Source organism: Sphingobium sp. R-21 (assembly GCF_049913335.1).
Classification (GTDB): Bacteria; Pseudomonadota; Alphaproteobacteria; order Sphingomonadales; family Sphingomonadaceae; genus Sphingobium.
This window is the reverse complement of sequence record NZ_CP184375.1, coordinates 1,062,972-1,075,613: the sequence shown is the minus strand read 5'-3', so window position 1 is coordinate 1,075,613 and position 12,642 is coordinate 1,062,972. Positions and strand designations below refer to the sequence as shown.

The 12,642-nt window shown below is 63.7% G+C and carries 9 protein-coding genes; 2 read left to right on the top strand and 7 right to left on the bottom strand.

All coding sequences use genetic code 11. The features are described 5' to 3' along the window. Nucleotides 1-16 precede the first annotated feature (16 nt). From ACN9MX_RS19485 to ACN9MX_RS19475, 3 genes are all read right to left on the bottom strand, one after another. A complete protein-coding gene (locus tag ACN9MX_RS19485; protein WP_363830373.1) occupies nucleotides 17-2,539 on the bottom strand; it encodes a sensor domain-containing protein in 2,523 nt (840 codons plus the stop codon). 172 nt (nucleotides 2,540-2,711) lie between these two features. Then, a complete protein-coding gene (locus tag ACN9MX_RS19480; RefSeq protein WP_133654106.1) occupies nucleotides 2,712-3,530 on the bottom strand; it encodes an arginyltransferase in 819 nt (272 codons plus the stop codon). A 160-nt stretch (nucleotides 3,531-3,690) separates the two neighbouring features. Then, nucleotides 3,691-4,938, bottom strand: a complete 1,248-nt coding sequence (locus ACN9MX_RS19475; protein WP_363737017.1) for a threonine ammonia-lyase — start codon at nucleotides 4,936-4,938, stop codon at nucleotides 3,691-3,693. Between the two features lie 97 nt (nucleotides 4,939-5,035). Between ACN9MX_RS19475 and ACN9MX_RS19470 the strand changes: the two genes are divergently transcribed. After that, nucleotides 5,036-5,905, top strand: coding sequence for an NAD(P)-dependent oxidoreductase (locus ACN9MX_RS19470; protein WP_363830371.1), 870 nt, complete (start codon nucleotides 5,036-5,038; stop codon nucleotides 5,903-5,905). Next, nucleotides 5,902-7,659, top strand: a complete 1,758-nt coding sequence (locus ACN9MX_RS19465; protein ID WP_363830369.1) for an amidohydrolase — start codon at nucleotides 5,902-5,904, stop codon at nucleotides 7,657-7,659. Before ACN9MX_RS19470 ends, ACN9MX_RS19465 begins: the two co-directional genes overlap by 4 nt. Nucleotides 7,660-7,704: 45 nt before the next feature. On the opposite strand, the gene ACN9MX_RS19460 is transcribed toward ACN9MX_RS19465, so the two are convergent. From ACN9MX_RS19460 to ACN9MX_RS19445, 4 genes are read right to left on the bottom strand one after another with little or no spacing between them, the layout of a single operon-like run. Continuing rightward, complete coding sequence (locus ACN9MX_RS19460) at nucleotides 7,705-9,444, bottom strand: MFS transporter (protein ID WP_363830366.1); 1,740 nt, start codon at nucleotides 9,442-9,444, stop codon at nucleotides 7,705-7,707. Beyond that, nucleotides 9,444-10,196, bottom strand: a complete 753-nt coding sequence (locus tag ACN9MX_RS19455) for an FkbM family methyltransferase (protein WP_363737024.1) — start codon at nucleotides 10,194-10,196, stop codon at nucleotides 9,444-9,446. The genes ACN9MX_RS19460 and ACN9MX_RS19455 overlap by 1 nt, the downstream gene beginning before the upstream one ends. Continuing rightward, a complete protein-coding gene (locus ACN9MX_RS19450; RefSeq protein ID WP_363830364.1) occupies nucleotides 10,193-11,332 on the bottom strand; it encodes a glycosyltransferase family 4 protein in 1,140 nt (379 codons plus the stop codon). Before ACN9MX_RS19450 ends, ACN9MX_RS19455 begins: the two co-directional genes overlap by 4 nt. After that, on the bottom strand, nucleotides 11,329-12,642 hold the full coding sequence (locus ACN9MX_RS19445; protein WP_363830462.1) for a hypothetical protein: 1,314 nt from the start codon (nucleotides 12,640-12,642) through the stop codon (nucleotides 11,329-11,331). Before ACN9MX_RS19445 ends, ACN9MX_RS19450 begins: the two co-directional genes overlap by 4 nt.

Below are 12,642 nucleotides of genomic sequence, written 5' to 3'. Positions count from 1 at the left end.
GATCGCCAGGAAACCGCTAAGCAGCGCAGGATCGGATCGCTGCCCAGGGCCGGGGCCTTCCCATCAGATAGCCCTGACCGATTGTGCAGCCGCGCGCGATCAGCATTTCGACCTGGCCGACGGTTTCCACGCCTTCGGCCACCACCTCCATGCCAAGGCTGCTGCCCAATTTCACGATGGCGTCGACGATGACGGCGTCGCCTGGATCCTGTTCGATGTTGCTGATGAAGCTGCGGTCGATCTTGAGCACGTCGACCGGATATTGCTTCAAATGACTGAGCGATGCGTAGCCAGTGCCGAAATCGTCCAGCGCGATCCGCACGCCCGCCAAGGACAGGCGATGCAGTGCCCGCTCCACCTGCTCGGCGCCGCGGCCCAGGAAAACCGTCTCCGTCACCTCTATCTCGAATCGCTGCGGTGGGATCGCGCAGCGTGCCAGATGGGCAAGGACATAGTCCGCAAAATCATGCTGCATGAAATCGGCGGCGGACGCATTAATGGCTACCCGACCAGGATCCTGGCCGGCCCGGCGCCACCGGTCGACGTCGCGAACGACCTTCGCCAGCATCTTTTCCGTAAGCTCGACAGCCAGTTCCGTATTGTCGAAGGCCGCGGCGATCGTGTCGGGCGCATGTACGCCGGTACGAGGGTGCCGCCAGCGGAGCAGCGCCTCATACCCCAGAACGCGGCCGGTCCGCATATCCACCTTTGGCTGATAATAAGGGACGACAAGGTCGTCCACCAACGCCTGGCGGGCCATATGGATCATCGAGCTGCGGTGCTGCGCGTCAGCACGCAGTTGTGACTGGAACAGCGTCAGCCGCCCCCGCCCAGAGGATTTGGAGGCATAGAGCGCCAGGTCCGCCGCCTTCAGCAATTCCGTCGCATCATCGCCATGTTCGCCGAACACCGCGCCACCCATGCTGATCCCATAGTCGAGCGATCGGCCATTATGGACATAGGGCGCCCGCACCCCACCCAGCAATTCGACGCTCCAGTCAGAAAGCGCCGCGCTGCTGGCAAGGGAGGGTGCGATCATGCCAAACTCGTCACCGCCCAGCCGCCCGATCATCGCATCGGCCGGCGCACAGGCGGCAAAGCGTTGCGCAAAGCCGCAGAGAAGCGCGTCGCCCGCGTCATGGCCGAGCGTGTCGTTGGTCCGCTTCAGATCGTCGATATCGACCAGGATCAGACCGAAGCTCTCGCCTGTCCGGCGCGCCTGCTCGGTCATTTCCTCCAATGTCGTCTGCCACAACGCCCGGTTGGGCATGTGCGTCATGGGATCATGGGTAGCGGCCCAGCGTATGCGTTCCTCGCTATTCCGTTCCTCCGTCACGTCCTGAAACGTGACGATGACGCGCAGCGGCTTTCCGCAATCCGAAAAACTGCTCCATCCGACGCTCTTGATCCATCGCAAGGCGCCGGTATCCGCCCTGTGCACCCTTAACGTGGCTTCGAAATGAGGCGGCATGTGCTCGCTCGCAACTGCGTCCAGCATCGCGGCAAGGCGCGGACGATCCTCCGGATGGACCAGCCGCAATGCGAGTTCACTCGTCGCCGGCTCAGTGTCGGACAGGCCAAGCATCGTCCGGAATTCCCGCGACCAAGTCCGCGTCCCGGCGACGGCGTCGAAATCCCATATGCCAAGACGCGCCGACTGCACCGCCAGGCGGAATCGCTCCTCGCTGTCGGCCAGTTCGCGCTGCGCCATTTTCTGCGCGTGAATATCTTCCAGCGTGCCGTACCAGCGCACGACCCTGCCCTTCGCGTCGCGCCGCGCCGAAGCGCGCGCCCGCATCCAGCGATAGCTTCCGTCGCTCAGGCGCAGCCGATAGTCCACGTCGAGGGGATCGCCAGTATGCAGTCTTTCGGTCCAGACGGCCAATGTCCGCTCGACATCGTCCGGATGCAGCGAGTCGATCCACCCCCGGCCCCGTGCATGCTCCGGCGGCATCCCGGTCAGTTCCTGCCAGCGGGGTCCAACCTCATCGATCTCGCCCGTGACCGTTGCGGTCCAGGGGACCTGCGGACTTAGCTCGACCGACCAGCGGTAATGCTGGCGGCTTTCCGCCAACGCATCCGCGAGCGCCCGCCGTTCACCGTCGTAACGCTCGTCCACATCCTCGATCGTTCCGTACCAGAGCGGCGCTTCGTCAGGTTCCTGGACCAACGTCATGCGCACGAGGCCCGATCGCGTCTCGCCGATACGGGTGTGCATCCGCACCAGGACAGGATCGGGCTGCACGGAGCGGTTGGCCGCTTCCGCCAAGGCCCGCCAGTCGGCCTTGGCCAATATGGCGCGCCAGCCCTTGCCCATGATGTCGCAGGAAAAATGGCGGGCGAAGAGGTTCGACATGATCTCCCGGGACAATATGCGTCCGCGACAGTCAGCGATCCACCGAATCAGCGGCGGCGAGACGCGCCCAAAGACCGGCGAGAACAGGAGTTCATTACGATAGTGAAATCCCTCCCATTCCAGCCCGTTCGGAGCCAGTTCAGAAGCGAATTCGCCAAATCTGCGATCAGCAAAACGGTCCATCTACCGATCCTGACCCATCGCCATTTCCGCAATCCATCAGCGATCAGTACCGGAAAAAGTTAAATAAGCTTTCCAACGCCGTAACGCATGATGATCCACAATGGCATGACCCTCCACCGATCAGAGAAGGGCGCAACCCGCCCTTATGATCCAAGGCGGAATCGACGCGGCCTTATTTGCGGAAGATCGCCGCCAGTTCGCGAGGCAAGGCCGGTTCGTCCCGGCTCTCTGCCTGCCGGGTTGCCTGCACCTGCTGCTCCGGATCGAAACGGGTCCAGCCGTTGCGGCTCAACCGTTCCAGCGGGCGATAGCGGATCTTGTACTGCATCCGCTGCGATCCTTCGACCCAATATCCCAGATAGACATAGGGCAGGCCGGCCTTGGCCGCACGCAGGATATGGTCCATGATGATGAAATTGCCCAGCCCCTTGCGATGCTCCAGTTCCGTATCGAAGAAGCTGTAGATCATAGAGAGACCGTCACCCTGCCGATCGGTGAGGCAGGCGCCGATCAGCTTGCCGGGTCGACCATTTTTTCCAGGCTCGCGATATTCGATGACATGGCTTTCGACCGGGGTCTGTTCGACCATGTCCGCGAAATCCATCTCGTCCATTTCGGTCATGCCGCCGCCAGGATGGCGGGCACGCAAATAGCGCTGAAGCAATTCGAACTGCTCCTCTGTCGACCACGGCTTGCAAGCCGTGATGACCAGGTCTTCATTCCGCCGCAGCAACTTGCGCTGGGTGGCGTTGGGTTCGAATTCGCCAGCGACCACGCGTACCGATACGCAGGCGGAACAATCCGCGCAACTGGGGCGATAAGCAACGTTCTGGCTGCGGCGGAAACCGATCCTGCCAAGGGCGTCGTTCAGTTCGGACGCATTGTCGCCGTTCAGTTCGGTAAATACCTTCCGCTCGTTTTTGCCGGGCAGATAGGGACAGGGACTGGGATTGGTGACGAAAAAACGCGGAAAGCGGAAAGGCGCACTCACAACCGCATCTCCCCCACAGCGTTGCCCGACCCCTGATTCATGAGGCGACTATGCCGTTCGCGGGCCGCTGTGAAAAGTTTATTTACCACGAAAATTGGTTAAGCGGCAGATAAGAGGCAGAGGCTCCACGGGATGGCCCGGAAATGGCCGATGTCGGACGTCAGGCGACCTCGATTGGCGCGACCTCATAGCCCACTTCGCGCAGGGCCGCGATCAGGCGTTCCAGATGGGCGCCATCCCGCGTCTCGCATTCCACGTCCAGGCTGAGTCCCTTGGCCGGCAGATTGGTGAAGATCCGCTGGTGCGACAGTTCGAGAATATTGACCGCTTCCTGATCGAAGATGCGCGCCACATGGAACAATGCGCCCGGCCGATCCTGAAGGATGATGCGCAGCCGCGCCAGCCGCCCCGACCGCGCCAGATCGCGCAGCAGCACATTGGCCAGCAGTCGCGTGTCGATATTGCCCCCGGTCAGGATCAGCCCGACGCTGCGCCCCGCGAACAACTCCTTGTGGGTCAGCAGCGCCGCGAGACCAGCGGCGCCCGCACCCTCCACCACCGTCTTCTCGATCTGCAGCAGCAGGCTGACCGCTTCCTCCAAATGGCGCTCACTGACCAGCAGGACGTCATCAGCCAGCCGCTCGACGAAGCGGCGTGTGAGTTCGCCCGGTTCCTTAACGGCAATACCCTCCGCCAGCGTATCGCCGTCGCAGGGCAGGTTCGCACCCTTGATATGGTCGTACATCGACGGATAAAGTTCCGCCTGCACACCATAGATCCTGATATCCGCCTTCATCGCCTTGGCCGCCGTCGCCACGCCTGAAAACAGGCCGCCGCCGCCGATGGGCACGATCAGCGTGTCAATCTCCGGCACATCTTCCAGCATTTCCAGCGCGACCGTCCCCTGTCCGGCCATGATGTCCGGCTCGTCGAAGGGATGGATGAAGGTCAGGCCCTGTTCCACCTCAAGCAGCCGGGCATGGGCATAGGCATCATCGAACTTCTCGCCAAATTGGACCACCGTAGCGCCATGACCCTGCGTCTGCGTGACCTTCACCGTGGGCGTCGTGTTGGGCATGACGATGGTGACCGGCACGCCCAGCCGCTTGCCATGATAGGCAAGACCCTGCGCATGATTACCCGCAGAGGCGGCAATCACGCCCTTCTTCTTCGCCGCCTCGTCCAACTGCAGCAGCCGGTTGAGCGCGCCCCGTTCCTTATAGGCGGCGGTGAACTGGAGATTTTCGAACTTCAGATACACCTTGCAGCCGAACATGGCCGACAGCGTCTGGCTGATCAACGTCGGCGTGTGCACGACGGAACCGGAAATTCGCACCCGCGCCGCGAGGATGTCGTCGACGGAAATGGGCAGCGGCACGGCGTTCTCGATCTTGGTCAGCGTGTTCATGGCGCGCCACCTAGCTTAAAATTGCTTCGGAAGGAACTGGCACTGACCGAAAACTCTGCTTATGGCTTGCGGGCGCGCATACAACTGATCGAGGCATATGGCTAAAATCGCGTTTATCGGCCTGGGCGTCATGGGCGGCCCGATTGCTGGGCATCTGGCGAAGGCGGGGCATGAGCTCACTGTCTATAACCGTTCCATCGGCAAGGCGAAGCGCTGGGCCGAGGCCTTTGGCGGGGCGGTCGCGGTCAACCCAGCCAAGGCGGCCGAGGATGCGGAGATCGTCATCAGCTGCGTCGGCACCGATGATGATCTTAGCCAGATCACCCTGGGCCGGGATGGCGCCTTTCGTTCCATGAAGCCGGGTGGCCTGTTCATCGATCATACGACGGTTTCGGCACGGATCGCCCGGCAATTGTTCGTGGAGGGGGAGAGCCGGGGGCTGCATTGCGTCGATGCACCGGTCACGGGCGGCCAGGCGGGGGCCGAAAGCGGCCGCCTGGCCATCATGTGCGGCGGCAGCGAGCCGGCAGTGGCTGCGGCGAAGATCGTGATGCAGGCCTATACCACCCGCATCGTCCATGTCGGGCGCGCGGGCGCCGGGCAGACCGCCAAGATGGTGAACCAGATCTGCATTGCCGGCGTTGTGCAGGGCCTGGCCGAGGCGCTGCGGTTCGCGCAGGCGGCGGAACTCGATTTGGGCAAGCTGTTCGAAGCGATTTCCGGCGGGGCGGCGCAAAGCTGGCAGATGGACAAGCATTGGAAGACGATGGCGGCGGACAGTTTCGATTTCGGCTTTGCGGTGGATTGGATGCGCAAGGATCTGGGGCTGGCGCTGGAGGAAGCGCGGGTCAATGGCGCCACCCTGCCGGTGACCGCGCTGATTGACCAATTTTACGCCGATGTGCAGGCGATGGGCGGCCATCGTCAGGACACCAGCGCGCTCGTGCGGCGGATCACGCGGGCATGACCGGCAACGTTGCCGGCTCTGCGCTTGCCCCCAGAAAAAAACGACCCGACGCCAAGCGATCCGGCATCGCAATCGCTGTTGCCCTGGCCCTGCCCTTCCCTGCCCTGGCCTCCGGCATCATCGACAATGTCAACGGCATCGCGCTGGATGCCAATGGCCATGTCGTCCGCTTCAGGGCGCTTACCATCGACGATGAGGGCAAGGTGGATAGGCTGCTGCCCGACCGCTATCAGGAACCGGAGCAGCCGCGCCCCCGGAAGCGGAAGAAGAACGAGCCGGAGCAGCCCCAGCCCAGTCGTCCCGACTTCAAGCTGGATGCCGGCGGGAAGACGCTGATCCCCGGCCTGATCGACGCGCATGGGCATGTGATGGGGTACGGCCTGTCGCTGATCACCCTGGACTTGTCAGACACGAAATCACTCGCGGAGGCGCAGGCGAAGATCAGGGCCTATGCCGCCGCCAATAGCGGCCGGAAATGGATCATCGGCACGGGCTGGAATCAGGAACTTTGGGGCCTGAGCCGCTTCCCGACGGCGGCAGAGCTGGACGCCGCCGTCAGCGACGTTCCGGTCTGGCTGGAACGGATAGACGGACATGCGGGCTGGGCCAATTCGCTGGCGATCAAGGCGGCGGCCGTCTCCGCCGCGACCAAGGCGCCCGCCGGCGGGCGGATCGAAATGGCCGCAGGAAAGCCGGCGGGCGTATTCGTCGACAAGGCGATGGACCTGATCACGCGGGTCGTGCCTCCCCCGGCGCCCAAGGACCGCGACATCGCGCTGGAAAAGGCGCAGCAGGCGTTGCTGCGGCAAGGCATCACCAGCATTGCCGACATGGGCACCGGCATCGACGACTGGCAGGCCTTTCGCCGTTCGGCGGACCGCGGCGCATTGCGGGTACGGATCATGTCCTATGCGCTCGGCCTTGAGAATATGGTGCTGATCGCCGGACCGGAGCCGACGCCCTGGCTCTATGATGACCATCTGCGCATGGGCGGGATCAAGCTGATCCTGGATGGCGCGCTCGGATCGCGGGGGGCCTGGCTCAAGGCCGACTATGCCGATGCGCCGGGGCAGCGTGGCCTGCCGATGATCCCGTCGACCCAGCTTCTCAACATCATGAGCAGGGCGGCGATGGACAATTTCCAGATCGCAGTCCACGCCATCGGCGACGCGGCCAACAGCGAAGTGCTGGATGCGGTGCAGGAACTCAGCGAAACCTACAAGGGCGACCGGCGCTGGCGCATCGAACATGCGCAGATCGTCGATCCGGCCGAACTGCCGCGCTTCGGCCAATATGGCATTGTCGCATCGATGCAGCCGATCCATCAGACCTCCGACTGGCGCATGGCCACGGCGCGACTGGGAGAGGCGCGGTTGAAAGGCGCCTATGCCTGGAAAGCGATGCTGGACAATCGCGTGCCGCTTGCCTTCGGATCGGACGTCCCGGTGGAAAGTCCCAATCCCTTCCCCGGCATCGCCGCCGCCATGACTCGGGAGGATGCGTCGGGCCAGCCAGCGGGCGGCTGGATGCCGGAGCAGCGGGTGAGCTTCGAGGCGGCGTTGGACGGGTTCACCAGGACGGCGGCCTATGCGGGCTTTGCGGAAAAGCGCTTCGGCAGTCTGGTGCCGGGACAGCGGGCGGACTTCCTGCTGATCGACCGGGATATCTCTACGTCCAGTCCGGCCGAAATTCGCGGGACACAGGTGCTGGAGACCTGGATCGGCGGCAAGCGGGTCTATGTGAAGGGGCAGTAGCCTGCCGTTGCAAACAGCGCGCCCGGCCACGGGCACGCATCGCCCTTACAACACATCTCCCGCCGCGTTGAACGCCTCATCCTCCGTCTCCGGCAACGGCGGCTGCACCGGCTTGTCGCAACCCTCTTCCTTCATGTGCGCGCGCAGCGCGTCCATGCGTCCGAGATTCCAGCGCGCCAACGGCACGCCAAGCGGCCGAAACTCAGCGCGATCGAACAACTCCACCACATAATTCCTGCAGAGACTGTCGACCTGCTCAAGCGTCAGCATGCCCAGGTTCATCACCATCGGCTTGCCCGGTACGCCATTGCGTCCTCGCACCAGGTCGGTCACATAAAGCCCGCCGCGCGGATCGACCAACACGACGTCGGCCCTGGATGCGTCGATCATCCTGTGGCTTGCCGCATAGGGCGCAACGAAGCTGTGCGTCCGCCACACCAGAAAAGCGCTGCTGAGCAAGGTCAAGGCCGTTCCCACGAATATGGGTCGCAGGGCGCCGGTACGGAAGCGCGCCCAGCCAAGGCCCGCCAACAGGCAGAAAGGCCCGATGAAGCCGTGGGCATAGCGATAGCCCCAGCCATAGCCCTGCGCCAGGGCGAGCGCGCATCCCGCGAAGCAGCCCAGCGCCAACGGCAGCGCGATCTCCTGCCCCCGGATCGCCTTGCGCCAGCGCATTGCGAACACGCCCAGAGTGGCGAGCGGCACCATCAATATATTGTTCCAGGCGGCGAAACGGCTGAGATTCACCAGCGGCTGCCAGCGGTCGCCCAGCCGTTCGAACAGGCTGCCCACCTTGTCCGCCACGCCCGCAGAAGGGCGCACGTCGGTGGGTTGCCCCAACACATGGGTCAGGAAGGCGGGCCAGAGCTTCGCCCAGACGATAACGATGGCCGCCAACACAAGGATGTGGAATATCGCGACCTTCCACCGCTTGCCCAGCAGCATCCAGAGAATGAAGGGCGCGATGAAGATCGGCGGGAAGTGCCATTGATGCAGGCCGGCCGCGATCAGCGCGATCGCGCCCGCGCTCAGATGACCGATCGGCCCACCGCGCAGCACCAGCGCCAGCCAGACCATGTTGAGCGCGAAATGCCCGGTCATGGCGTAGGGCGTCATCGCCGTGACCCATAGCTGAGCCGACGACAGCGCCAGCAGCATCGTCACCCAGACCGCATCGGGCCTGTCCGGGAAGAGGTGCAGCGCCACCCGCCACAGCGCGAACAGCCCGGCCATCAGCAGCACCGGCCCGGCCAGATTGGGGTCGCCCAACTGCCAAAACAACGCCTGGATCGCGCTGTTCACCGGCAGATAGGCTGCCGTCCAATAATCCGCCGCGCCAAAGGGAGAGAAGAATTCGGGCATGATCGCCCGGCGATAGGCCTCCCACTCCATCGGGATCGGGCGGGCCAGGAAACCCTCCCGCATGTAAGCGGCGGCGAAGCGGGCGACCTCCTCGTCGCGGGAAATGGAATAGTCCTGGAACAGCCAGTAATGGCCCGCCCATGCCACCAGACCGAATACCAGCACCAGCGGCACCATTGTCCGGGCGCGCGGCAGTGGCAGGCGCCAGCCCAGACCCTCCGCAAAGGGCGCGGCCAGCGTCAGCAGCAGCAACGCGCCAAGAAGCGCCGGAAAATCCTGGTCGAGGAACAGGATGACCGCCAGGCTGATCCCCTGCCTGTAGGTCACATGCCAGAGGAAGGTTGCGCCCAGCCAAAGCGTCAGCCCGATCGCCCCCGCAAGGAGCAGGCGAGTGGCACTGACCGGGCGCGCGGGAACGACCATCAGCCTTCCCGCGGCAACAGCGCCTGATTGACGAAAATCCCGTCCATCTCGACCAGAAGGGGAAAATGCCCCTTGTTGTTGGCGAAGAAGGCGGAGGGGAGGAAGCCGCGCTCCGCCACCCAGTCGATCATCGCGCGATAGCTGGTGCCACCCTCATAGATCGGCCGGACGCCGAGTTCCGTCTGCACGCCAGCCATGTCGCGAAGCACTTCGCCCGCACCTTCGCAGACGGACAGGTCATGCCCCTGGGTATCCATCTTCAGAAAGGGTCGGGCAAAGCCATGGGCGCGTTTCAGTTCCGGCAGCAGGCTTTCCAACCGGCGGCATTGCATGTCGACCGTGCGCGTCACCCTGTTGCGGTCGGCGAAAATGGCGTCCTGTTCCCCCGCCGGCTTCCTGAGCGAACTGAACTGGTCGGCCGCCATGATGTTGAAGCTGGCCATGCCATCGAAATCCGACAGGGCCATGTTGAACACATGCCATTGTCGGTCGGATGACGCATTCCGCTCCAGTTCGGAAAATATCTCGGGATTGGGCTCAAAGGACAATATCGTGCCACCGAAGCCCGCATCCTTGCGCAGCATCGTGGCATATTGACCGCGATTGGCGCCCACGTCGAACACGCAATCCACGGCAAAGGCGCCCAGGAAACGGCGCAGCGCCTGAATTTCCGGATATTGATGCACCCGCCCTGCCAGCGCCAGCCGCACCGCCAGCGCCCGATCACGCAGTTCCCGGATATAGCGGCTCATTTCCCGGTCACGCTGCGGTAGATGGCGATGGTGGCCAGGGCCATGTCCTTCCAATTGCCCATTGAATCTCCATAGGTCTGCGCCTGCGCGCCCAAAGCCTGCCTGATGGTCGCGCTTTCTACGAGGGGCAAGAGGGCTTGCGCAAGGGCGCGCGCATTGCCGGCCGGGCTTCTGACGGCCACTTCCTCCGGCAAGCTGGCGAACATGCCGACGTCGGACGTGACCATCGCCTTGCCATGGTGCAGGGCCGACAGGAAAGCGCCGCTGCTGTCGATATGTCGATAGGGGAAGACCAATATGTCCGCCTTTTTCATATGCGCGTCGAGCCGCTGTTCGGCAAGAAAGCCGAGATCGAGGATCAGTCGGTCGCCAAAGCCCGCAGCGTGGACGCTGTCCAGCAATGGGGCGATGTCCATGAAGGGCTTGCCCGCCAGAACCAGTTCGAAACCATGCCCTGCGCGCCAGAGCGACAGGCACGCCTCCAGCAGCAGGTCGACGCCTTTATACGGCCGGATAGTCCCGAAAAAGAGCAGGCGCGGCAGAACCGGGTCCGGTACTTGCGCCAGATCCTGCGGCCCGGCCGTTGCCAGTCGCATCGGCGGGTGCGGCGTCATATGGATGCGTCGGGGATCGACACCTTGACGTTCCAGCGCCTCCCTGGTCGTTCCCCCGTGCACGATCAGTGCATCGAACATGTCGAGCAGGCCGTGATACCCCCTGCCCTGCACCCCGGCATCGGCATGATAGGCATCGGCATTATGCACGGTGTGAACCAGTGCCGTGCCACCCTTCAACCGCCGCAGCATGATCCGGTCGGCAGGCGCGAGCGGCAGCCATTGCATATGCGCGACATCCGCACGCGTCAGCGGCGTCAGGTCGCCCAGCATGCAGCTCAGCCCATATTCCGCCGCCTTGAGCAGGCGGAAGGCCTGCCCTTCCCCCATGCGCAGGCGCAGAGCTTCGCTCCGACGGAAAAAGCGCGGCTCGTAACGATAGCCGTTCGGCGCAATCGCATCCGTGGCCCGCATCGGACGGCCAAGGAGGGCTACGTGCATGCCAGCCGCCGCCAGCGCCGCGCAAAGACTGTCGTCATAGCGTCCAGTGAAAAGCGACGGATCGCACATCGCGACCTTCATGCGCTCTTCCCTAGCAGATGCCGCAGGGAAAGGCCGTGGATGAACGCGGCGACAAACAGGGTCAGCGTGTAGAGGATCAGGAACAGCAGGTCGAACCGTTCCGGCGCGAATATCCTGGCCAACGGCACGCTGAGCAGCGAACCAGCGAGGAAGGGCAAGGACCGGCCAAGCAACAGCGTGAACCGTCCCAGCGCGCCTTGCACATAGACAGACACGCAGATCAGGGCTAGCGCCAGCAGCGCGCCGCCGATCAGCAGCAGTTCGACCCGGTCGATCGACGCGCGGCCATCGAACAGCTTTGCGAACAACCATTCGCCCAACAGGAGCAAGGCCGCCGAAGCACCGAACGCAAAGAAGAATGCCACCCCGAGCGCTCGCACCATCAACTGTCGCAGGCGACCTGTCTCCCCCGCATGAAAGGCGCGGGTGATGCGAGGTAATGCGGCCTCCACGGTCGCCCTGACCAGCATGGAAAGGGAACGCGACATCTTGAAGAAGAAGTCGAAGACCAGCATCGGCCGTGCATCAAGGGTTGCGGCGGCGATGGTGAAATAAGGCGCGTTATAGGCGAGGATTTCGGAAATGGTGAAGGCGGCCGAGGCGCCGATGTCCCGCAGATAATGGCGCCTGACATGGCCGCCACCGACCCCGAAGGACAGCCAGTGCCGCGTCTCCATGCCGAGGCGTCGATGCACCAGGGCGATGGCATAGCCGATCACCACCATACTGACGCAAAGTTGCAGAGCAACAGAGGCACGCGGGTCCAGTCCTTGCAGGATGAACAGCAGCAGCGCGATGGTCATCACCCGGCGCAGGCAATCCAGCGCTTCCCAGAGGAAATTGCCGTCCACCGCCGCAAGCGCCCTTTTGGCGAGCAGCGCGGGCAGGTTGAGACAGGCCGACAGGAAGAAGAGCAGGAAAAGCAGCGGCATGCCCGTGTGCAATCCGCCGATCGCCAGCGCGACCAGCAAAATCGCGAAACCGCCGAGGATCAGCAGGCCGAGGAAAAGGAACAGGACGCCCATTTCCTCCAGGCGGAAGCCCCCCGCCTCATCCTGACCCAAGCCCAGCCAATGCCGGCGCAGGCGGGCATAGATGATGCTGGTGAGGCCGAACTCGGCGGAAATGGTGAAATTGCCGAACGCGACCAGCAGCAGGAAGGACTGGAACTCACGCAGAGGCAGGGCGCGCACGAAGACATAGGTGACGGCAAAGCCCCAGACCAGCGTCAGCCCGACATTGGCCAGCTTGATAAGGGCAAGGATGCGCGCCGACCCCTCCATCCGGGCGAGCGCGCTGCCGGGCGGCAT

Excerpts from the sequence above, each read along its gene's own strand:
- ACN9MX_RS19485 (WP_363830373.1), bottom strand. The coding sequence starts at position 2,539 with ATGGACCGTTTTGCTGATCGCAGATTTGGCGAATTCGCTTCTGAACTG.
- ACN9MX_RS19475 (WP_363737017.1), bottom strand. The coding sequence starts at position 4,938 with ATGAACACGCTGACCAAGATCGAGAACGCCGTGCCGCTGCCCATTTCC.
- ACN9MX_RS19470 (WP_363830371.1), top strand. The coding sequence starts at position 5,036 with ATGGCTAAAATCGCGTTTATCGGCCTGGGCGTCATGGGCGGCCCGATT.
- ACN9MX_RS19465 (WP_363830369.1), top strand. The coding sequence starts at position 5,902 with ATGACCGGCAACGTTGCCGGCTCTGCGCTTGCCCCCAGAAAAAAACGA.
- ACN9MX_RS19460 (WP_363830366.1), bottom strand. The coding sequence starts at position 9,444 with ATGGTCGTTCCCGCGCGCCCGGTCAGTGCCACTCGCCTGCTCCTTGCG.
- ACN9MX_RS19455 (WP_363737024.1), bottom strand. The coding sequence starts at position 10,196 with ATGAGCCGCTATATCCGGGAACTGCGTGATCGGGCGCTGGCGGTGCGG.
- ACN9MX_RS19450 (WP_363830364.1), bottom strand. The coding sequence starts at position 11,332 with ATGAAGGTCGCGATGTGCGATCCGTCGCTTTTCACTGGACGCTATGAC.
- ACN9MX_RS19445 (WP_363830462.1), bottom strand. The coding sequence starts at position 12,642 with ATGCCGCCCGGCAGCGCGCTCGCCCGGATGGAGGGGTCGGCGCGCATC.